Annotated in this window: 24 protein-coding genes and 1 tRNA gene; 12 read left to right on the top strand and 13 right to left on the bottom strand. The window is 71.1% G+C overall.

Going from position 1 to position 19,567, the window contains the following annotated elements:
- The first annotated feature begins 58 nt into the window (after positions 1-58).
- From ABZT12_RS30490 to ABZT12_RS30445, 10 genes are all read left to right on the top strand, one after another.
- Positions 59-1,327, top strand: a complete 1,269-nt coding sequence (locus ABZT12_RS30490) for an MBL fold metallo-hydrolase (RefSeq protein WP_356390481.1) — start codon at positions 59-61, stop codon at positions 1,325-1,327.
- 365 nt (positions 1,328-1,692) lie between these two features.
- Positions 1,693-3,924: an ATP-binding protein gene (locus tag ABZT12_RS30485; RefSeq protein ID WP_356390479.1), complete on the top strand. Its 2,232-nt coding sequence runs from the start codon at positions 1,693-1,695 to the stop codon at positions 3,922-3,924.
- A 71-nt stretch (positions 3,925-3,995) separates the two neighbouring features.
- Positions 3,996-4,433, top strand: a complete 438-nt coding sequence (locus tag ABZT12_RS30480) for a roadblock/LC7 domain-containing protein (protein WP_356390477.1) — start codon at positions 3,996-3,998, stop codon at positions 4,431-4,433.
- 2 nt (positions 4,434-4,435) lie between these two features.
- A complete protein-coding gene (locus ABZT12_RS30475; RefSeq protein ID WP_356390578.1) occupies positions 4,436-4,807 on the top strand; it encodes a DUF742 domain-containing protein in 372 nt (123 codons plus the stop codon).
- Entirely contained in the window at positions 4,785-5,408 is a 624-nt protein-coding gene (locus tag ABZT12_RS30470; protein WP_356390475.1) for an ATP/GTP-binding protein, read from the top strand. Before ABZT12_RS30475 ends, ABZT12_RS30470 begins: the two co-directional genes overlap by 23 nt.
- 60 nt (positions 5,409-5,468) lie before the next feature.
- Entirely contained in the window at positions 5,469-6,074 is a 606-nt protein-coding gene (locus ABZT12_RS30465; protein ID WP_356390473.1) for a GAF domain-containing protein, read from the top strand.
- Positions 6,075-6,391: 317 nt separating this feature from the next.
- Positions 6,392-7,420, top strand: a complete 1,029-nt coding sequence (gene tdh / locus ABZT12_RS30460) for an L-threonine 3-dehydrogenase (RefSeq protein WP_356390471.1) — start codon at positions 6,392-6,394, stop codon at positions 7,418-7,420.
- 14 nt (positions 7,421-7,434) lie between these two features.
- Positions 7,435-8,628: a glycine C-acetyltransferase gene (locus tag ABZT12_RS30455; RefSeq protein WP_356390469.1), complete on the top strand. Its 1,194-nt coding sequence runs from the start codon at positions 7,435-7,437 to the stop codon at positions 8,626-8,628.
- 147 nt (positions 8,629-8,775) lie between these two features.
- Positions 8,776-9,678, top strand: a complete 903-nt coding sequence (locus ABZT12_RS30450) for a LysR family transcriptional regulator (RefSeq protein ID WP_356390467.1) — start codon at positions 8,776-8,778, stop codon at positions 9,676-9,678.
- A gap of 257 nt (positions 9,679-9,935) precedes the next feature.
- Positions 9,936-10,295, top strand: a complete 360-nt coding sequence (locus ABZT12_RS30445; protein ID WP_356390466.1) for an MmcQ/YjbR family DNA-binding protein — start codon at positions 9,936-9,938, stop codon at positions 10,293-10,295.
- A gap of 89 nt (positions 10,296-10,384) precedes the next feature.
- Here the strand turns inward: ABZT12_RS30445 and ABZT12_RS30440 are convergent, their stop codons facing one another.
- Together ABZT12_RS30440 and ABZT12_RS30435 are read right to left on the bottom strand one after the other, a co-directional pair.
- Positions 10,385-11,344 (bottom strand): transketolase, encoded by a 960-nt coding sequence (locus tag ABZT12_RS30440; RefSeq protein WP_356390464.1) that lies wholly within the window; start codon positions 11,342-11,344, stop codon positions 10,385-10,387.
- A 77-nt stretch (positions 11,345-11,421) separates the two neighbouring features.
- Positions 11,422-12,129 (bottom strand): transketolase, encoded by a 708-nt coding sequence (locus ABZT12_RS30435; RefSeq protein ID WP_356390462.1) that lies wholly within the window; start codon positions 12,127-12,129, stop codon positions 11,422-11,424.
- A gap of 144 nt (positions 12,130-12,273) precedes the next feature.
- Here ABZT12_RS30435 and ABZT12_RS30430 point away from each other — a divergent pair.
- Positions 12,274-12,347: transfer RNA gene (locus tag ABZT12_RS30430), tRNA-Pro, on the top strand.
- 181 nt (positions 12,348-12,528) lie between these two features.
- Here the strand turns inward: ABZT12_RS30430 and ABZT12_RS30425 are convergent.
- The 10 genes from ABZT12_RS30425 to ABZT12_RS30380 all read right to left on the bottom strand — a co-directional run bounded on the left by ABZT12_RS30425 (position 12,529) and on the right by ABZT12_RS30380 (position 18,024).
- Positions 12,529-12,807: a gas vesicle protein K gene (locus ABZT12_RS30425; protein ID WP_356390460.1), complete on the bottom strand. Its 279-nt coding sequence runs from the start codon at positions 12,805-12,807 to the stop codon at positions 12,529-12,531.
- Positions 12,804-13,031 (bottom strand): gas vesicle protein, encoded by a 228-nt coding sequence (locus tag ABZT12_RS30420; protein WP_356390458.1) that lies wholly within the window; start codon positions 13,029-13,031, stop codon positions 12,804-12,806. Before ABZT12_RS30420 ends, ABZT12_RS30425 begins: the two co-directional genes overlap by 4 nt.
- A 3-nt stretch (positions 13,032-13,034) precedes the next feature.
- Complete coding sequence (locus ABZT12_RS30415) at positions 13,035-13,847, bottom strand: GvpL/GvpF family gas vesicle protein (RefSeq protein WP_356390456.1); 813 nt, start codon at positions 13,845-13,847, stop codon at positions 13,035-13,037.
- A gap of 66 nt (positions 13,848-13,913) precedes the next feature.
- Entirely contained in the window at positions 13,914-14,237 is a 324-nt protein-coding gene (locus tag ABZT12_RS30410) for a gas vesicle protein (protein WP_356390454.1), read from the bottom strand.
- Positions 14,230-15,330 (bottom strand): SRPBCC family protein, encoded by a 1,101-nt coding sequence (locus ABZT12_RS30405; protein WP_356390452.1) that lies wholly within the window; start codon positions 15,328-15,330, stop codon positions 14,230-14,232. Before ABZT12_RS30405 ends, ABZT12_RS30410 begins: the two co-directional genes overlap by 8 nt.
- Positions 15,331-15,336: 6 nt before the next feature.
- The gene (locus ABZT12_RS30400; RefSeq protein ID WP_356390450.1) at positions 15,337-16,176 is read right to left on the bottom strand and encodes a histone protein; all 840 of its coding nucleotides are present in this window, start codon (positions 16,174-16,176) and stop codon (positions 15,337-15,339) included.
- A 7-nt stretch (positions 16,177-16,183) separates the two neighbouring features.
- Positions 16,184-16,438, bottom strand: a complete 255-nt coding sequence (locus ABZT12_RS30395) for a gas vesicle protein GvpG (RefSeq protein ID WP_356390448.1) — start codon at positions 16,436-16,438, stop codon at positions 16,184-16,186.
- Position 16,439: 1 nt separating this feature from the next.
- The gene (locus tag ABZT12_RS30390) at positions 16,440-17,186 is read right to left on the bottom strand and encodes a GvpL/GvpF family gas vesicle protein (RefSeq protein ID WP_356390446.1); all 747 of its coding nucleotides are present in this window, start codon (positions 17,184-17,186) and stop codon (positions 16,440-16,442) included.
- A gap of 3 nt (positions 17,187-17,189) precedes the next feature.
- Positions 17,190-17,663: a gas vesicle structural protein GvpA gene (locus tag ABZT12_RS30385; protein WP_356390444.1), complete on the bottom strand. Its 474-nt coding sequence runs from the start codon at positions 17,661-17,663 to the stop codon at positions 17,190-17,192.
- Between the two features lie 40 nt (positions 17,664-17,703).
- On the bottom strand, positions 17,704-18,024 hold the full coding sequence (locus ABZT12_RS30380; RefSeq protein ID WP_356390442.1) for a gas vesicle protein: 321 nt from the start codon (positions 18,022-18,024) through the stop codon (positions 17,704-17,706).
- A 17-nt stretch (positions 18,025-18,041) separates the two neighbouring features.
- On the opposite strand from ABZT12_RS30380, the gene ABZT12_RS30375 reads away from it, so the two are divergent.
- Positions 18,042-18,665, top strand: a complete 624-nt coding sequence (locus ABZT12_RS30375) for an MBL fold metallo-hydrolase (protein ID WP_356390576.1) — start codon at positions 18,042-18,044, stop codon at positions 18,663-18,665.
- A gap of 398 nt (positions 18,666-19,063) precedes the next feature.
- Here the strand turns inward: ABZT12_RS30375 and ABZT12_RS30370 are convergent.
- A partial coding sequence (locus ABZT12_RS30370; RefSeq protein WP_356390440.1) for a DNA-directed RNA polymerase subunit alpha C-terminal domain-containing protein occupies positions 19,064-19,567 on the bottom strand: 504 nt, incomplete at its 5' end.

Raw genomic sequence — 19,567 nt, 5'->3', positions numbered from 1 at the left:
TCGTTGTCGGAGCGGCCGACCATAATGGAAAGCCTGACCGACTCCACCTGGAGGTATCGTGACCGGCTTCCGTCCCCTGAGCTCCGGGCTCCGCGCGCTGCAGCCCGCGGCCTTCGGCGCGGACCCGAGCGGCGAGCGCCTCGCGCGCATCCGCAGATCCCCCCATTTCAAGGACGGGGTCTTCCAGAATCCCGGGGGCCCGACCAGTATCCGGCCGTCCGCCTCGATGATCCAGTTCGCCAAGGTCTACTTCGACAAGGACGAGCGACCCCTGCGCGTCCCCGAGGGCACCGTGCCCGTGCACCCCACCGCCGTCGCCGATCTGGCCAAGCCGCCCGCCACCGGCCTGCGGCTGACCTGGATGGGGCACTCCAGCGTGCTGGCGGAGATCGACGGCCACCGGGTGCTCTTCGACCCGGTGTGGGGCGACCGTTGCTCACCGTTCCCCTTCGCGGGACCCAAGCGTCTGCACCCGGCACCGCTCCCGCTGGCCGCGCTCGGGCCGGTCGACGTCGTGGTCATCTCGCACGACCACTACGACCACCTGGACCTGCCCACGATCAGGGCACTGGCCGGCACGGACACGGTCTTCGCGGTGCCGTTGGGCGTCGGTGCCCATCTGGAGCACTGGGGCGTGTCCCCGGACCGGCTGCGCGAGCTGGACTGGCACGAGACGGCCAAGGTCGGGGGGATCACCCTGACCGCCACCCCGGCCCGGCACTTCTGCGGACGCGGCCTGCGCAACACCCAGCACACGCTGTGGGCGTCCTGGGTCGTCGCCGGTGACGAGCACCGGATCTACCACAGCGGAGACACCGGTTACTTCGAGGGCTTCAAGGAGATCGGCGCCGAGCACGGCCCGTTCGACGCCACGATGATCCAGATCGGCGCCTACAGCGACTTCTGGCCGGACATCCACATGACGCCGGAGGAGGGCATGCGGGCCCACCTCGACCTCCAGGGCGGCCGGCCGCACGGCGTGATGATGCCGATCCACTGGGCCACCTTCAACCTCGCGACCCACCCGTGGGCGGAACCCGGCGAGGGCACCCTCGCCGCCGGGCACGCGGCCGGCGCGCCCCTCGCGCTGCCGCGCCCCGGTGAGCCCTTCGAGCCGACGGGCGAGACCGTTCCCGCCGAGCCCTGGTGGCGCGGCGTGGCCCGGACTCCCCGGGGCGGCCGGCCCGCGGTGACTGAGCCGTCGATCGAGCCGTCGGCTGAGCCATCGGTCGCGCCGGTGGGCGAGGTCCCGGCCGACACGGGCCGTGACATCCCGGGGGACCGGGCCGAGGGCAGCGGAGCGCAGGAGACCGTCCCGGCGGGCTGAGAGCCGAGGCGGAGGAGACGGACGGCGGGGTCCGGAGAGCGAGGCGCTCTCCGGACCCCGCCGTCCGTTCAGTTCGTTCATGACCGCTTCTGATCAGGGACGATCGATTCACTTCCGTTCCTCGGTGGAGCTCCGAGGGAGTCAGCGGTCTGTCGTACGAGACCTCATACCAGAGGGGGACGCTGCCCGTAGGACTTTGTCAACTGCCCGTCGCACATGATGTCTTGGCGACTACTGTGAGTGTCCGTCGGACGACGCGGCGCCGGATTCCCTTCGGCGCTCTCGGCCGGCACCGCGATGGCGAACGCCCGAACCGCGCACCCCGCGCGAGTCATCAGGCCCGACGGACCAGTACGAGGACGCAGATGTCTCACCTCCGCGCACCGGCCGCCCGCCCGGACCGCCGTGAGGGCGGTCGGCACGGGCGGCCGGCCGCCCGCCCCGTGCCCTCGCTGCCGCCCGACACGCACCTACGGCCGCAGTTGCTGCGGATCGCGGTGCTGCCGCCGGTCGCGGTCGCCCTCAGCGGCTGCGCGGCCGTCCTGTTCACCGTGCGCTCCACCGGGACCCGGCCCGGCCTCGTCCTGTGGGCCGTGCTCGCGGGCGCCTTCGCGGTGACCCTCGCGGGCATCGTGATCGCCGCCGTCGCCGCGGGCCGGGCCGCCACCTCCGTCGACGACCGGGTCGGCGCGCTGCGCCGCAACTGCGCCCAGGGCGAGGCCGAACTCCGTTCCCTGGTCGAGGCGTTGGGGCGCGGCGAGCAACCGCCCCGGCGCAAGCCACGTCGTGGACCTCCGCGGGACGCCGACGACTTCGAACTGCTCGCCGCCGACGTGGCCCGCGCCCACGAGGGCGCCGTCACGGCCGTCGTCCAGGCCACCCGGCTCTCCAGCCAGGCGGGCAGCGAGCAGAAGGTCGAGGTCTTCGTCAATCTGGCCCGGCGCCTTCAGTCGCTGGTGCACCGCGAGATCTGCCTCCTCGACGAGCTGGAGAACGAGATCGAGGACCCCGATCTGCTCAAGGGCCTCTTCCACGTCGACCACCTCGCCACCCGCATCCGACGGCACGCCGAGAACCTCGCCGTGCTCGGCGGCGCCGTCTCCCGCCGGCAGTGGAGCAACCCGGTCTCCATGACCGAGGTGCTGCGCTCCGCGATCGCCGAGGTCGAGCAGTACTCACGGGTCAAACTCGTACCGCCGATCGACGGCACCCTGCGCGGCCACGCCGTCGCCGACGTCATCCACCTGCTGGCCGAACTGGTCGAGAACGCCACGGTGTTCTCGGCCCCGCACACCCAGGTACTGCTCCGCGCCAACCTCGTCACCTCGGGCCTCGCCGTCGAGGTCGAGGACCGCGGACTCGGGATGCCCGTCGGCGAGCAGACCAAGATGAACGCCCTGCTGACCGACCCCGACCAGGTCAACGTCGCCAGCCTCCTGGCCGACGGCCGCATCGGCCTGTTCGTGGTCTCCCAGCTCGCCCGCCGGCACGGCATCCACGTCCGCTTGCAGACCAACATCTACGGCGGGATGCAGGCCGTCCTCGTCGTACCGCAGGCTCTGCTCGGCTCCGGGCCGGTCCTGCCCGGGCAGCAGTCGCAGCAGCAGCCGCAACCGCAGCCGCAGGACATCAACGGCGCGGACGGGGCGGACCGTGCGGACGACACCGGCGGCGCGGGACGGCCGCTCGTACCGGCGCTGCCCACCGCACAGCCGAGTCAGCCGGCACCGAGTCCGCAGGCATCGGCCCCACAGGTGTCCGACCCGCAGGTGCCCGACCCGCAGGTGTCCGGTCCGCCGACCGGTTTGAGGCCCGCCACGTCCGCCGGACCGGAGTCGGGCGCGCCGGCCGAGCCCGCCCCGGCGGCTCCGCCGGCCGCGCCGAGGCGGCACCAGCGGCGCGACACCGCCACCCCTCGACGGCGTACCTCCACGGGCCCGGCGCACGCCGCGCCGAACGGCACCGGACCGGCGCCGCTGCCCGTGCGCGGCTCCCGCGACGAACGGGCCAACCCCGCGGAGGCGAGGCCCGGCATCCGGCCCGACGACCGGTTCACCGTCGCGCGGAACGTGACCGCGCCGCCCGCCCCCCGCAACGGCGCCGTGCGCGGCACCATGAGCAAGCCCCAACTGCCCCGCCGCCGCGCCCAGGAACACCTCGCGCCCCAACTGCGCGACGGGCCGGTACCACGCCAGGACAGCGACTCTCCCGAAGGCCACGACCCGGGCCTGATGGCCGCCTTCCAGCGCGGGATCGGCCTGGCGGAGGCCCAGCAGCACCTGGAGGCGGCGGACCTGACGGCCCCACCCTGGGAGCCGCACCATCCGGACCCCCACCCCGCGGTCCCGGACTCCCACCCCACGGCTCTGGGCGCCCCCGCGGCCCTCGGCTCCCACCCCAGGGCCCTCGACCGCTTCACCGCGCCGGACCGCGCGCCGGAACACGCGGCCGATCACGCGACGGACCACGCGGAACTGCCGATGCCGCCCCTCACACTCACCCCCCACCTGGACGCGGCCCCCACAGCCGAGGCGCACCTGCGCGCGGCCGGCCACGACCGCCCCACCCGGCACGACGGGAGCGCACCAGCCGGATGACCACGCACGTATCCACCCCCACCCCCACGAGCGCTCCCGCAGACCTTCGTACCCCAAGGAGTCGATCCACCATGGCGAGCGATGCGCCGACGACCGGACAGGTATCCGATCTCGACTGGCTGATGAGCGGCCTCGTGCAGCGGGTCCCGCACACCACGAGCGCGGTCCTCCTCTCCTGCGACGGGCTCGTGAAGTCGGTTCACGGCCTCGATCCCGACAGCGCCGATCACATGGCGGCGCTCGCCTCCGGCCTGTACTCCCTGGGCCGCAGCGCGGGCGTCCGTTTCGGCGACGGGGGAGAAGTACGCCAGGTCGTCGTCGAACTCGACTCGACGCTGCTCTTCGTCACCACCGCCGGCTCCGGCACCTGTCTCGCCGTGCTCGCCGGCCGGGAGGCCGACGCGGCGGTGCTCGGCTACGAGATGGCGATGCTGGTCAAGAGCGTCCGCCCCTACCTGGTGACGGCGCCCCGGCAGCACGCCGTCGGTTCGCCGGCGATGAGGCCTTGAGCGTGACGGCGGCCGGTGACGGGCCCTGGCTCGACGACGCCGCCGGCCGGCTGGTGCGCCCCTTCACGGTGAGCAACGGCCGCACCCGGCCCTCCGTCGCGTTCGACCTCCTGTCGCAGGTGATGGCCACCGGAGCCACCCCCCTCGGCTATCTCGGCCCGGAGCACGCGCAGGCGCTCGACCTGTGCCGCGCGCCCGTCTCGGTCGCCGAGGTCGCCGCCCATCTGAAGCTGCCCGCGGCAGTCACCAAGGTGCTGCTGTCGGACCTCGTCGACTGCGGAACGCTGACCGCCAAGCCGCCGACGTTCCACCACAACCCCACTGACCGGTCTCTGCTGGAGGCAGTGCTCGATGGACTACGACGACAGCTCTGACCACGAGAGTGGCCGCGATCGCGATCCCTTTCCCACCGCGCTGAAGATCCTGGTGGCGGGCGGGTTCGGGGTAGGCAAGACGACCCTGGTCGGTGCGGTGAGTGAGATCGCCCCGCTCAGCACCGAGGAACTGCTGACCACGGTGAGCGCCGCGACCGACGATCTCGAAGGCATCGAGAACAAGGTCGAGACGACCGTGGCGATGGACTTCGGCCGGATCACCCTTGATCCGCGGCACGTGCTCTACCTGTTCGGCACGCCGGGGCAGGAGCGGTTCTGGTTCATGTGGGACGAACTGTCGGAGGGCGCGCTCGGCGCGGTCATCCTCGCCGACACCCGCCGCCTGGAGGACTGTTTCGCGGCCGTCGACTTCTTCGAGCAGCGCGGTCTCGGCTTCATCGTCGCGATCAACGAGTTCGACGGCTCCCACCGCTACGACCCCGAGGAGGTACGCGCCGCCATCGACCTCGGCCCCGACATCCCCATCGTCCGGTGCGACGCCCGGATCTCCAGTTCCGGGGTCCAGACGCTGCTGACCCTCGTACGCCATCTCATCGCCCACGCGCCGGCGTCCGCGCCGAGCCACGGTGCCCACATGTGAGCCCCGCCCAACGCCACGGAGTCCGACTATGACGTACGTCCACTGGGACGGAGCCCGCCCATGAGCTACGACCCGCCCCGCCCGGCCGGTCGTCTGCTGCTCACGCCCGAGGACAGGGAGGCGCCGGCGCGCACCCGGCGGCTGCGCGGGCTGGGCCTGGGGGAGCGCCCGGAGCCGGCTCTCGACGCCTTCGCCGACCGGCTGGCCCAGCTCGCCGGAGCGCCGTACGCGATGGTCAACTTCATTGACGAGAACCGGCAGTTCTTCGCCGGGCTGCACACCCCGCCGGCCGGCCGGCCGCGGGCGCGGGCCGCCGTGGCGAAGCCGGAGGTGGGGCGGCAGCTGGCGCGCGACTACGGTTTCTGTCCCCATGTGGTGGTCCGGCGCAAGGCGTTGGTCCTGGAGGACGTCTGCGACTATCCGCGGTTCGCGGGCAACCCGGTCGTCGACGAGTTCGGCATCCGTTCCTATCTCGGCGCGCCCCTCATCGACCGGACCGGCATGGTGCTCGGCACCGTGTGTGTGGTGGACGTCGAACCGCGGCCGTGGGGGCGACCGGGCCTGGAGACCATCAAGTCGACGGCGGCGGAGCTGGTGCTGCGGCTGGAGCGGCGCGAGCTGTGGGAGTTCCGGGAGCCGCGCGGAAACGACGGGTTCCCGCTGTAGGAGTTCGGGTTCACGGACCGTCGCGCACTGCGGGTCACACTCTCCGTCCTGGTGCGGCGGACGGAGAGCGGCTGGCCCATCCTCCACTACCAAGTCTCCCGCCCCGAACAGGACTTGTCCGGCGGAGGCGCTCCGGGAGGCGCGCTGTCCGGGGCGTGAAGGAAAGCTGCGGCGCCGCTTAAGAAATCCTCGATGGACCAGCGCCGCCCCCCTGCGGCAGATTGCTACGCGTTTCCCCTCCCGACTCCCGGATCGGGACCGCCCGGCCTGGCCGGACGGTCCCGGACCCGGGGAACGCACACACAGGAGCCGTAGCGTTGAAGGCGCTGGTCAAGGAGAAGGCGGAGCCCGGGCTGTGGCTCGCGGACGTGCCGGAGCCCGCCGTCGGACCCGGCGACGTACTGATCAAGGTCCTGCGGACCGGTATCTGCGGCACCGACCTGCACATCCGGGCCTGGGACGGCTGGGCGCGGCGGACGATCCGCACCCCGCTCGTCCTCGGCCACGAGTTCGTCGGCGAGGTCGTCGGGACCGGCCGGGACGTCCTCGACATCAAGGCCGGTGACCTGGTCAGCGGCGAGGGCCATCTGGTCTGCGGCCGGTGCCGCAACTGCCTGGCCGGACGCCGTCACCTGTGCCGGGCCACGGTCGGGCTCGGCGTCGGCCGGGACGGCGCCTTCGCCGAGTACGTCGCCCTGCCCGCCGCCAACGTGTGGGTGCACCGCGTCCCCGTCGACCTCGACATCGCGGCGATCTTCGACCCCTTCGGCAACGCCGTGCACACCGCCCTGTCCTTCCCGCTGGTCGGCGAGGACGTCCTGATCACCGGTGCCGGTCCGATCGGCCTGATGGCCGCCGCGGTGGCCCGGCACGCCGGCGCGCGGAACGTCGTGATCACCGACGTGAGCGAGGAACGCCTCGCCCTCGCCCGCAAGATCGGCGTCAGCCTCGCACTCGACGTGACGGAAGCTCAGATCGCGGACGGTCAAGGGGAGTTGGGCCTCCGCGAAGGCTTCGACGTCGGCCTGGAGATGTCCGGCCGCCCCGAGGCGCTGCGCGACATGATCGCCAACATGACGCACGGCGGCCGTATCGCCCTGCTCGGCCTGCCGTCCCAGGAGTTCCCCGTCGACTGGGCCCGCGTCGTCACCTCGATGCTCACCCTCAAGGGCATCTACGGCCGTGAGATGTTCGAGACGTGGTACGCGATGTCGGTACTGCTCGAAGGCGGCCTCGACCTCGCGCCCGTGATCACCGGCCGGTACGGACACCGCGACCACGAGGCGGCGTTCGCGGACGCGGCGAGCGGCAAGGGCGGCAAGGTCATCCTGGACTGGACTCTGTAGCAAGGGAATTGATGATGTTCGACTCCGTGCGCGACGAACTGCGTACCACCCTCGACGAGATCCGCGCCGCCGGACTGTACAAGCCCGAGCGGGTGATCGGCTCCCCGCAGTCCGCGACGGTGCGGGTCACCGCGGGCGGCCGGCCGGGCGAGGTCCTCAACTTCTGCGCCAACAACTACCTCGGCCTCGCCGACCACCCCGACGTCGTCGCCGCCGCCCACGCGGCCCTCGACCGCTGGGGCTACGGCATGGCCTCCGTCCGCTTCATCTGCGGTACGCAGACAGTCCACAAGGAGCTGGAGGCGCGGCTGTCCGCGTTCCTCGGCCAGGAGGACACGATCCTCTACTCCTCCTGCTTCGACGCCAACGGAGGCGTGTTCGAGACCCTCCTCGGCGAGCAGGACGCGGTGATCTCCGACGCCCTCAACCACGCCTCCATCATCGACGGCATCCGCCTCTCCAAGGCCCGCCGCCTGCGCTACGACAACCGTGACATGGCCGATCTGGAACGGCAGTTGAAGGAGGCGTCGGGCGCCCGCCGCAAGCTGATCGTCACCGACGGCGTCTTCTCCATGGACGGCTACGTCGCACCCCTGCGCGAGATCTGCGACCTCGCCGACCGCCACGGCGCCATGGTCATGGTCGACGACTCCCACGCCGTCGGCTTCGTCGGCCCCGGCGGCCGGGGCACCCCCGAGCTGCACGGCGTCATGGACCGCGTCGACATCATCACCGGCACCCTCGGCAAGGCGCTCGGCGGCGCCTCCGGCGGTTACGTCGCCGCCCGCGCCGAGATCGTCGCGCTGCTGCGCCAGCGCTCCCGGCCGTACCTGTTCTCCAACACCCTCGCGCCGGTGATCGCGGCGGCCTCCCTGAAGGTGCTCGACCTGCTGGAGTCGGCCGACGGCCTGCGGCTCCAACTCGCCGAGAACACCGCCCTGTTCCGCCGCCGGATGACCGAGGAGGGTTTCGACGTCCTCCCCGGCGATCACGCCATCGCCCCGGTGATGATCGGCGACGCGGAGCGGGCCGGCCGGATGGCGGAGCTGCTGCTGGAACGCGGCATCTACGTGATCGGCTTCTCGTACCCCGTGGTCCCGCAGGGCCGGGCCCGCATCCGGGTCCAGCTCTCCGCCGCGCACTCGACGGCCGACGTGGACCGCGCGGTCGACGCCTTCGTCGCGGCCCGGGCGGAGCTGGACGCCTGAGCGGAACGGGTGGCTTGAACGGAACGGGTGGCTTGTACGGAACGGGGGCCGGGCGGCCCGTGGCCGTGGTCGTGGTGCCGGCCGCACCCGTGGCCGTGACCTGCCCGTGGCGGCGACCGGCCCGGACATATTGCGATAATCGGGCCCATGATCGAAGCGCGGCGGCTCCACATCCTCCGTGCGGTGGCCGACCACCGCACCGTGACGGCGGCTGCCGCCGCGCTCTATCTCACCCCCTCGGCGGTGTCCCAGCAGCTCACCGCCCTGGAACAGGAGACCGGCCACCGCCTCGTCGAGCGCGGCGCCCGGGGCGTACGGCTGACCCCGGCCGGGGAGATCCTGCTCGGCCACACCCACGCGGTCCTTGCGCAGCTGGAGCGGGCGGAGGCGGAACTCGCCGCGTACGGTTCCGGCGCCGCCGGTACCGTCACCGTCGCCTCCTTCGCGACCGGCATCGCCCAGGTCGTCGCCCCGGCCGTGACCCGCCTCGCGCTGACCGCGCCCGGCATCCGCGTCCGCGTCCAGGACGCCGAGGGCGACGCCAGCCTGCCGATGGTGCTCGACCGGCAGGTCGATGTCGCGGTCGCCGTCGAGTACCGCGGGGCGCCGCCCGCCGACGACCCCCGGCTGACCCATGTCCCGCTCTACGCCGAGCCGTTCGACGCGGTCCTTCCGGTCGCCCACCGGCTGGCCGGCGCCGCCGAGATCCCCCTCGCCGGACTGGCCGGGGACCCCTGGATCGGCCCGTACCCCGGCAACCCCTGCCACGAGGTGGTGGTCCTGGCCTGCGAGCACGCCGGCTTCGCACCGTGCCTCACGCACTCCTCCGACGACTTCCGCGCCGTGGTGGCCCTCGCTTCGGCCGCGGCGGGCGTGGCCCTCGTGCCGCGCTCGGCCCTGCGCGGCATGGACCTGACGGACGTGGTCGTCCGCCCCGTCGACGGCGTGGCGCCGACCCGCCGCGTCTTCGCGGCCGTACGCCGGGGAGCGGAGGAACACCCGTTGATCCGCCCGGTCCTCGACGCCCTGGGAGAGGCCGCCGAGGCGTGAACCCGCTCCCGCACCGGCTGGTCGGCGGAGCGCGCTGTCGCCACGAGGCAGGCTTCGCCCGGCCCTGACCCGGTGAACTGCGTTTCCCGGCATGGGAGTTGAGCGATCCGTTGACTGACACCGCGGGCACCGGAGCTCCGCCTTCCCCGGCAGGCCCAGCAACCAGCCGTCACCACGCCTGACGACTGCTCGGCGAGCCCGGGCGGCCGGGTGCTCCCATCAGGTAGTTGTCAGTGGGAGCCGTTACGGTGCCTGTCATGTCCGATGCCGAAGACGTACGCCGGATCGCCCTGTCCTTCCCGGACACCGCGGAGAAGACCGCCTGGTCCATGCCCACGTTCCGGGTCGCGGGAAAGATGTTCGCGACGCTGCCCGAGGAGGAGACCTCCATCGCCGTGCGCTGTCCGAAGACGGAGCGCGACGAACTGGTGCTGGCCGAGCCGCGGAAGTTCTGGATCGCCGACCACGAGGCGGGCTTCGCGTGGGTCCGGGCCCGGCTCGCCGCGTTGGACGGCGAGGACGAACTGCGCGACATCCTCGCCGACTCCTGGCGTCAGGCGGCCCCGCCCCGCCTGCTGGAGGCTTACCCCGAGTTGGGCCTGCCGGCCGGGGACTGAGATGGACGCGCTTCCCGGCCTCGAACCGCATGGGCCTCAACCGCCTCTGCTTGAGCGCCCGTTGGCCTCGACCGGTCACGGCCGCCCCGTCACACTCGACGGTCGACGGTCGACAAAGTTCCGGACGGGACCCCGCCGAGCCGCGCGGGAGAGGTGTCGAGGAAGCCTCCGATACGGTCCCGCAGTGACCGGGCGTCCAGACCGTGGGCGGTGATGTGCTCCTCCACGGTGCCGTAGCGACGGAGTTCGGCGCGGCCGACACCGAGACCGAGCACCCGGTGGGGCACGTCGGCGAGGGCGTCGTTCGCGGCTGCCGTCGAGGTGCCCGCCAGGTAGGGCTCGACGAGGACCACATCGGTGCCGGCCGACTCCACGGCCCGGCGCAGGGCGGCCGCGTCGAAGGGCCGTACGGTCGTGGCGTACAGGACGGTGACGTTCAGACCCTCCGTCGCCGTGAGCACGGTGTCGAGGGTCGGACCGACGGCGACCACGACACCGGAACCTCCCTCGCGGACGGTGCGGAAACGCACGCCGTCGACGGGCAGACCACCGGCGTTGGACTGGACGGACAGGCGGACGTACACCTTCTCGTCGCCCGCCGCGACCGCGTGCCGCAGCAGGGTCTCGGCCTCGTCCGGGTGGCCCGGCACATGCACGGTCCACCCGTCCAGCGTGTCCAGCAGTGCCACATCGCCCGGAGCCATGTGCGTGAACCCGCCGGCGGGCCAGTCGAAGGAGGCCGCGGCGCTGACCAGCACCGCGCCCAGCCCCTGGTGCCCCAGGTCCAGCTTGACCTGCTCGAAGGGCCGCTCCACGAGGAAACTGGCGAAGGTGTGCACGACCGGCCGCAGCCCCGTGAGCGCCAGCCCGGCACCGGCTCCGATCAGCAGTTGCTCCCGGATGCCGACGTTGATCACCCGGTCGGGATGCCGTTGCCGCGCCTCCCCGAAGTCGGCCAGGCCGATCTCGGCGAGGACGACCACGACCCGAGGATTCTCGTCGAGCAGCCGGGAGAGGACCGGGGCGAAACGGTCACGCATGGTGTCCATGGGAGGAGAGCCCTTCTTGAGCCGGCGAGCCGGAGAGCCGACGAGCCGGGGGAGGAGACGGGAAGCGGGAAGGAGGGTCACGCGGACATCGGTTCGACCTGGGCGACGACGACGTGCGGGCGGCCCGGATGCGGCGCGGTGAACGCCGCGTACAGCGCTTCGTGGTCCCGGCCGTCGACGGTCACCGCGGACCAGCCCGCCGCCTCGAAGCGGGCGGAGATGCCGCCGGGCCTGCCGTGACTGGCCGAGGCGTTGTCGACCACGACCGAGTGCAGCCGGTCGAGTCCGGCGGGCCCGGCGAAGGCGATGGCCTCGTGGTTGCTGCCCTCGTCCAGTTCGGCGTCCCCGATCAGCACCCAGACCTGCGGCTCGGACCGCCCCTGGGCGCGCAGTCCCAGCGCCGTCCCGACGGCTATCGGCAGCCCGTGCCCCAGCGAACCGCTGCCGATCTCGGCCCCCGGCACCAGCATCCGGTCGGGATGGTGGCCGAGCGGCGAGTCGTAGGCCCCGAAGTCCGCCAGCCACTCCGCGGGCAGGAACCCCTTGGCGGCGAGAACGGCGTAGTACGCCATCGGCCCGTGCCCCTTGGAGAGCAGGAACAGGTCCCGCCCGGGATCGTCCGTGCGCTCCGGGGCGATCCGCAGCACCCGGTCGTGGAGCACCCACAGGACGTCGAGCGTCGAGGTCGCCGCCGGACCGTGCTTCTCGTCGCCCGTCATGAGGCTCATGAGTCCGGGCAGGTCGCCGTACGTGTAGGGGCGAAGGTGTTCCGTCGCGGTCGTCATACGCCCGATCGTGCAACCTCAATCCAACTTCAGGTCAAGCCGTAAGGCATCGGCACCGGATAAACGGGTGCGCGACCACCGACGCGAGTGCGGTATGGTTTCCCTGCACGTCCGGCCAGGGGAAACCCCAGGTCAGACGGTCACCGGGACGTGGCGCAGCTTGGTAGCGCACTTGACTGGGGGTCAAGGGGTCGCAGGTTCAAATCCTGTCGTCCCGACTGGAGACAGTCGCAGCTCAGGGCCGGTTTCGGAGTCATCCGAAACCGGCCTTCGGTCGTTCTTGGGGACCGGTCGGGGCCGGCGACTTCTGCCGCGGTCGATCGGCGGGGTACGGCGATGAGGTGCGGGGCGGCATCCGCGTCCGCTCCCTGATGGGCCGCGTCAGTGCCGTCTGTGCCGTCAGTTGCGGGGCAGGAGGCTTCCCAGGGGGCCGAGGTCGAGATTGAGGTCCTCGGGGCGCACCCCGTGCTGGTCGCACAGTTCGGTCATGCGTTGGTCGAGCAGCATCAGCGTGGTTCCGATCTCGTCAGCCTGCTCGTCGCTGAGGTCGCCCTGATCGATACGGCGGATCGCCTGGCGCTCCATCAGCTGTCTGAGGAGTTCGACCACGGTGAGGACCAGGGCGACCAGATCGCGTCCCATCCGCTCGGAGTCCAGGTCGAGTCGGGAGCCCGTCACAGCGGCCCACCGTCCGCCCAGGGGGCCGGGACACGGTCGTTGACGGATGACAGCAGGGCGTGCAGCGACAGCCGTACCAACGGCACGTCGGCGATGGCGATGACCAGGTCACCGCTGACCACCACACCGGTTGCCAGGACGCGGTCCAGCAGGTCGACGAGCGGTACGCCGAGAGGGCCGTTCAGCGGCCCGGCGTTGTCCCAGGGCACCACGTCGTGGGTCACGGTCTACACCTCGCCCACGAACGAGTAGGGCACCCAAGGTCCCGACAGCTCGATCTGCGACCCGGTGCGTTCCTGAAGGGTCCGGGCCAGCAGCGCGAGCTCTGCGGAGCGGTGTTCCGCCACGAGATAGGTCGCGTTGAGGATCTGTACCCTGCGTTCCCCGGAAGGCTGGGGGTGTGGCGGCAACCGGCGGGACGCGGTGGCCAGCCGACTGACATCGGCGTCCACCGCTTCCGCCGCCCGCAGCGCCTCCTCCTGGCATCGTTCCCGCCGCTCCTGCGCGGTTCGCTTGCGGTCGAGGTAGGCGAGGCCGGTCCCCGGCGCCGGACGAGATCGGTCAGCTGACGAGACGGGTCGCGCCGACCTCCCGCCGGTGCCGCCGGGAGCGGTGGGCGTGGTGTAGACCTTCAGGCCCCATTCGGAGTGGTGAGCGATGCGTCTGAGCGCGGTGTGGAACCGGTCCGTCTCCTTCAACAGCGCCTCCCGCGCCCTCTGTTCACCGTGGTAGAGGGTGGCCATGGGCAGGGGGACGGTGGGGCAGCTGGTGGCGACCGCCGAGACCACGTCGTGGTGAGCGCGCGCGTACCGTTCCAGTTCCCGCTGGTCGGACAGGCGCGCCTGCCACGCCTCGTCGCTGAATTCGCCGGCTCGGACGGTCTGGACGATCGCCGTGAGGGTTCCCAGCGAGAGGGGCCGCACAGGTGTCCCGCCGGTCACCCCCGCCAGCGCGGCGAGGGCCGGCACGTCCGGATCGCGGCAGACGGCGAACACGTACGTGGCGTCGGCGTCCGAGAGCTCAGAGGCGCGCTCCGTCATCTACCTCGGTTCTCCTCACTGATTGCTTGTTCCGGATGCGGTGGTGGAGTGGAGCGCTACGGAAGCCTATGCGTCCAGCGCTTCCGGTTCGATTTCCGAGAGACGCGCGCGCAGTTCACGGTTCTCCTCCCGCAAGGCGTCGCGGGAAGCGCGTGAACTGAGGGCCGGATCGTTTTCCCACCAGTCGATTCCGGCCTTCTTCGCGGTATCCACGGATGCCACGAACAAGCGCAGTCGAATGGTGAGAAGTTCGATGTCGAGGAGGTCGATCTTGATGTCCCCGGCGATCACGATCCCTTTGTCCAGAACCCTTTCGAGAATGTCGGCGAGGTTGGTGGTCTGAGGTCCCGGGACGGCATACGCCTCCTGCCGGAAGTCGACGTCAGTCACGGCGTCGCCTCTGCCCTCTTCTTCTCCTGGGAGCTTCTTCTTCCTCGTCCTCTTCCTCCAACTCGTCTTCGTCTTCGTCCTCGGACGCGGCCTGGTCCTCGTCCTCGTCCTCGGGCGAATCCTCGTCCTCCGGAACCTCGTCGTCTTCTTCCTCTTCCTCGTCCTCGTAGGCGGAGTCGGCGCCTTCCCCGTCTTCGTCTTCGCCCTCTCCTTCTTCCTCGTCCTCGTTCTCGGAGCCGTCGTCCTCCTGCTCCTCCTGCTCCTCCTGCTCTTCTTGTTCGACGGCGTCCTCGTGGGATACGACGACTTCTCCGTCGCGGATCTCGCCGCGCCAGCCGTCGGGCTCTTCGCTGGTAAGGGTGACGTACCGCTGGAAATTCTTGAAGTCCAGTCGCATACGGCGCCCTTGCGCACGCCAGAGGTTGCCCGTCTTCTCGAAGAACCCGGACGGGTAGTACTCCACGACCAGGACGATGCGGGTCAGAGTGGGTGTCAGTTCGTGGAAGCTGACCGCGCCGCGCGTTGTTCCCTTGGCACCCTTGGAGGTCCAGACGATGCGGTCGTCAGGAATCTGTTCCTCGACGGTGGCCGTGAAACTGCGTGTCGACGGACCGACCTTCACCTTCCAGTCGCTGGTGAGTTCATCACCCTTCGAAACGTCTCGAACGCCCTTGGCGAAGCTGCTGAACTGGTCGTACTGCGTCCAGTAGTCGTAGGCCTCGCGCAGGGGCACTCCCACGTCGAGAACCTCGACGATGTTCATGACCTTGCCGCCACTGGACTTGCGCTTCCCTTTTCCCCCGCCGACGGCGCCCTTGACTTTCTCCATGACATTGTCCTTGACGCCCTTGGCCTTCTCCGAAACGAAGGCTTTCACGGGGGAGTCACCTTGGAGAATGCGCGATCCGATCGCAGGGAGGGAGCCCCCCTTCTCGGACGCGTCAGTCAGCTGCCCCGTGAGGTTGGTCAGCTTCTCGCCCGCCTTCTCGGCGAGATTCTCCACCTGCGTGGACAGGAACTTGGACAGCGCCTCACGAATCTGGTCCACTCCTGACGCTTGCTCGGCAGGCCCGTCGTTCTCCGTCTTGGTCATGGCTGACTACCTCCGACGATCGGCGCGCTTGGATGCTGTCCGCTTCGACGACGCCGTCGTCTTGGCCGCTGTCTTCTTCGCGGGAGCAGCCTTCTTCGCGGGGGCCTTCTTCGCTGCCGTCTTGCCGGCCGCGGTCTTCTTGCCGGGTGTCGTCTTGTTCGCCGCTGTCCTACCGGCCGCGGACTTGTCGGCAGTCGCCTTCTTCGCCGGTGCCTTGCGCGGTGCGGTCTTCCTGGGCGCCCGAGGCTTGCTCTCTTCGCGAGCGGGAGCGGACTTCCGGTGCCGCCGCCGCGGCGGCGCTTTCGGCTCTTCCTCTTCTTCCGGCGCGCCCTCTTCGTCTTCCTCCTCCTCTCCGCCGCCGTCCTCGTCCTCGTCTTCGTCCTCCTCGTATTCGTCTTCAGGCTCGCCCTCGCCCTCTTCTTCCTCTCCTTCTTCCTCTTCCTCGTCCTCGTCGTACTCCGCGTCCTCGTCTTCCGGGACGTCGTTCTCTTCGTCCTCTTCGTCCTCTTCGTCTTCCTCGTCGGCCGGCTTGGCCTTGCCGATCAGGGACGTACGCTCGCTGATGGCGCCGGCAAGCTGGCCCATGCCTCGTTCAGCGGCGGCGCTCACGGCCTTGCGGCCCGCCTGGAGAACCTCACCCCGCAGCTGCTCCTGCAACTCGGCGACCTGCGGGATCTCCGTCAGTCTGCGCATGCCCTCGGCCGCGAGCTGGCGAGGTTCGAGGCCGAAGCGCCGGCCTGCCAGGTACGTCGCGATGGACAGCGCCATCCGGCCCTTTTTCGAACGGCCCAGCACATAGCCGCCCACTACGGCAGCGGCGAGAGCCACCTTGTCCTTGTCGTCCATGAGTGCGTCACCTTCGATCGTTCCGCGTGGCACGGGCCCGCGCGGCATGAAGCCGGTCGAGCAGCCGCTCCTCTTCTCGTTCGAACTCGTCCAGGCTGATGTCGCCGTCTTCGAGTTCCTGGTTCAGCACGGCCAGCTGGGTACGGAGCACTCCCGGGTCGTGCAGCTCACGCTCGGCCGCGTCGTTGAGCTTCTCCGCCACCCAGACGACGCCGCGGACCGGGGCGATGGGCAGGGTGAGCAAGCCGGTGATCAGTCCCATCTCAGGCCCCAGCGGTTCGGAGGGGGACGCGTTCGGAGGAGACGAAGCTGTAGCAAGGCAACGGGCCCGCGAGACGCAGTTCCACACGGTCGCGATGCGCGGCGGCCAACTCCTCCGCCGCCGCCCGGAAGGCGTCCCAGTCTCCGCGGCCCACGAGAAACGACGTGTTGAGCGCGCAGCCCTGGACCTCGGGTCCCGCGGCCACCGCTCGGGCCTTGGGTGTCAGCTCGTGCAGAATGCGCCGGCCCGCCTCCACAGCCCTGCGCTGGAGAGCTGCCGCGACGGCCTCGCCGAGCCGCAGGCTGGCTTCGTAACCGGGCCGTCGGCGCACCGCGTCCCGCAGCCGACGGACGTCCGCCTCCTCCGCGACGACGCTCGCCAGCGCGTCCTGCGCGGGCAGCGCCTTGACGTTGACCTCGACGCCGTCCGATACGTGTTCCAGTACCGTCAGGTGGTCCGCCTCGCGCTCCGCGAGCCGGGCCAACACCGACTCCTCGTCGGCGACCATCCCGAAACGCATCGGAAGTACCGGGCCCCGCTCCGCGAGACGCAGCAGCAGATCCTGGTGAGCGAGCAGATCACGGCGCCTGGCGCGCAGCTGCGGAGGAGCCTCACTGACGACAGCGGCCACCTTTCCCTGCCGGATCGACCGCACCGGCACCGCGGGGCTGCCCACACCCGTCGCGGCGGCCGGCAGCCGCCTTCCGGCAGGGATGATCGCGTAGACGTAGACGCCCTCGGCCGTCACGGCTCACGCCTCCACGGGTCGGCGCCGGCGGCTGGTGCCGCTTCGCGCCGGAGGGCGGCGCTTCCGCGGGACCTCCTGCTCCTCTTCCGCGTCGGACTCGTCGGGGTCCTCGGTCCGGCCGCCGACCGCCTTGCGCACACTGTCTCCGACGCTGTGCGCGGTCTCGCGCACCTTGCGTTTGCCCATGGACTTGGCAGCGCCCCGCACTCCGCCGCCGAGCAGTTCGGGGATGGTGGTACTGCCGGAGTCCCGCTCCAGATCGAGCCGGTTGCACGCCTCCGCGAACCGCAGGTACGTGTCCACGCTCGCCACCACGATCCGCGCGTCGATCTTGAGGATCTCGATGCCGACCAGGGAGACCCGGACGAACACATCGATCACCATGCCCCGGTCGAGGATGAGCTCGAGCACGTCGTACAACGTGCCGGCGCGCGGTGGGCACGCCACTACCTCGTCGGAGTACGTGGTCGCGGGCATGAAGTGTCCTTCCGGTCGTCGGGCGAGGTCGGGTGGTGCGTCACTCGTCTGCGGATCCCCGCCGGTAGCGGCGGACCCTGCGGTACTCCAGGAGCTCGCCGTTCTGGTCGAGCCGTACCTCGTACGAGGCGAGCAGGCTCGTCGTGTCCGGGATCCGGGGCAGTTCCAGGACGTCCACGACCACACACCAGCCGTCCTCGTCACGTCCTACGGCCGTGACACCCTCCATCGGGTGGCCGATCAGCCCCTCAAGGCTCTGCGAGGCAGCACGCGCGGCCTGCTCGGCTCCGCTCACCGTCCGCAGGCGGCGAGCGGTCGTCGTGGAGGATTTCCTTGCGCCAGGTCGACGTTCTTCTGCCATGCGATCAAGTCTGGTAGATATCCGGCACAGCGCATCTTGAGCGGCGCAGTCGGGCACCCCGGGGGATACGCGAGGACCGGTTCCGGTCGGGGTCCGGGGCCGGGCGCGGGGGCCGGGTCGCGTTCCGCACAGCTGGTGAGCCGTCAGCGAACGCGGACATGGCGGCCGTGCAGGCTGGGGGGATGGACGTGGACCGGGAGGTGGGGGACGGCGATGTGCTGGAGTTCGGCGGCGTGGCGGTGGTGGTCGCGGTGCCCGGGCACACGGACGGGTCGATCGCGCTCCACCTGCCCGGACCTCGGGTGCTGTTCACCGGCGCTACGGTCGCCAACGTCGGCCGGGCCATGCCGGGTGTTTTCCACACCGACCGCGCACGGGCCGACCAACCGCTGCACCGGCTGGCCGAGTTGGAGGTCGGCATGGCGGTCTTCGGGCACGCTGACCCGGTCTCGCACGGTGCGGCGGCCACCCCGAGAAGCAGCCGCCACGACGGTATGACGCGGGTCGGCCCGTCGGTCGGCAGGCGGGGCGGTTCGATCCCGCCGGGAGACCGGGCAACGTTCCGAAGCGAGCCGGCGATACGGGTGAGCGTGCTCCACGCGGGCGCCAGGGCGGCGGACCGGGGCCCTTCGAGACTCTGACGCGGTACGGGCTCCGCAGACAGGTGGTCTGCGGAGCCCGTACGCGTTCTCAGGCGGTCCGCCCGGAGGGCCGGGATGTGATCCGCGCGGCCGGCAGCACGCCCGGCGCGCTCGGCACGGCGTACACCGCCGCCGACGCCCACCCCGGCGCGTACGACCCACTAGCAGTGGGGCGGGGCCTGCTGAGCGTCTCCCGGATACTGTCCGGCGGCACCCCCATGGGCGACGAGGCGGCCACGTACTCGCCGAGCGGCCCTACGGACCGCTGCAGACGACGGTGTCCACGTGGCCGTGCGCGGACGCGGACCCGGCCCCGGCCGAGGTCGCCCAGCGGGTGGGGACAGCGGCGAGGTGCTTCTGTCCCCTTACGCGCGGTGCTGCTCGGATCGTCGTGGCGCTCAGTACTGCTCGGTCTCCACGAATCCCGCGTCCGCGTCGTCGTCGGCGCCGAAGGCGTCGGCGGCGGCGGTCGGGTTGAATCCGGGCGGGCTGTCCTTCAGGCCCAGGCCCATGCCGGCGAGCTTTTCCTTGACCTCGTCGATGGACTTCGCGCCGAAGTTGCGGATGTCCAGGAGGTCGGCCTCCGAGCGGGCCACGAGCTCGCCCACGGAGTGGACGCCCTCGCGCTTGAGGCAGTTGTACGACCGGACGGTGAGGTCGAGGTCCTCGATGGGCAGTACGAGGTCGGCGGCGAGGGCGGCGTCCGTGGGGGACGGGCCCATGTCGATGCCCTCGGCGTCGATGTTGAGCTCGCGGGCGAGACCGAACAGTTCGACCAGGGTCTTGCCCGCGGAGGCCATGGCGTCGCGCGGACGCATCGCCTGCTTGGTCTCGACGTCGACGATCAGCTTGTCGAAGTCGGTGCGCTGCTCGACACGGGTCGCCTCGACCTTGTACGTGAC

Source organism: Streptomyces sp. NPDC005423, from assembly GCF_040606415.1.
Classification (GTDB): domain Bacteria; phylum Actinomycetota; class Actinomycetes; order Streptomycetales; family Streptomycetaceae; genus Streptomyces.
This window is presented reverse-complemented; position numbering and strand designations above follow the sequence as displayed.

Coding starts and splice junctions, on each gene's coding strand:
- ABZT12_RS30455 (WP_356390469.1), top strand. CDS start 7,435: ATGTTCGACTCCGTGCGCGACGAACTGCGTACCACCCTCGACGAGATC.
- ABZT12_RS30405 (WP_356390452.1), bottom strand. CDS start 15,330: ATGACCAAGACGGAGAACGACGGGCCTGCCGAGCAAGCGTCAGGAGTG.
- ABZT12_RS30415 (WP_356390456.1), bottom strand. CDS start 13,847: ATGACGGAGCGCGCCTCTGAGCTCTCGGACGCCGACGCCACGTACGTG.
- ABZT12_RS30435 (WP_356390462.1), bottom strand. CDS start 12,129: ATGACGACCGCGACGGAACACCTTCGCCCCTACACGTACGGCGACCTG.
- ABZT12_RS30400 (WP_356390450.1), bottom strand. CDS start 16,176: ATGGACGACAAGGACAAGGTGGCTCTCGCCGCTGCCGTAGTGGGCGGC.
- ABZT12_RS30480 (WP_356390477.1), top strand. CDS start 3,996: ATGGCGAGCGATGCGCCGACGACCGGACAGGTATCCGATCTCGACTGG.
- ABZT12_RS30440 (WP_356390464.1), bottom strand. CDS start 11,344: ATGGACACCATGCGTGACCGTTTCGCCCCGGTCCTCTCCCGGCTGCTC.
- ABZT12_RS30380 (WP_356390442.1), bottom strand. CDS start 18,024: ATGGCAGAAGAACGTCGACCTGGCGCAAGGAAATCCTCCACGACGACC.
- ABZT12_RS30470 (WP_356390475.1), top strand. CDS start 4,785: ATGGACTACGACGACAGCTCTGACCACGAGAGTGGCCGCGATCGCGAT.
- ABZT12_RS30465 (WP_356390473.1), top strand. CDS start 5,469: ATGAGCTACGACCCGCCCCGCCCGGCCGGTCGTCTGCTGCTCACGCCC.
- ABZT12_RS30395 (WP_356390448.1), bottom strand. CDS start 16,438: ATGGGACTGATCACCGGCTTGCTCACCCTGCCCATCGCCCCGGTCCGC.
- ABZT12_RS30445 (WP_356390466.1), top strand. CDS start 9,936: ATGTCCGATGCCGAAGACGTACGCCGGATCGCCCTGTCCTTCCCGGAC.
- ABZT12_RS30450 (WP_356390467.1), top strand. CDS start 8,776: ATGATCGAAGCGCGGCGGCTCCACATCCTCCGTGCGGTGGCCGACCAC.
- ABZT12_RS30485 (WP_356390479.1), top strand. CDS start 1,693: ATGTCTCACCTCCGCGCACCGGCCGCCCGCCCGGACCGCCGTGAGGGC.
- ABZT12_RS30385 (WP_356390444.1), bottom strand. CDS start 17,663: ATGCCCGCGACCACGTACTCCGACGAGGTAGTGGCGTGCCCACCGCGC.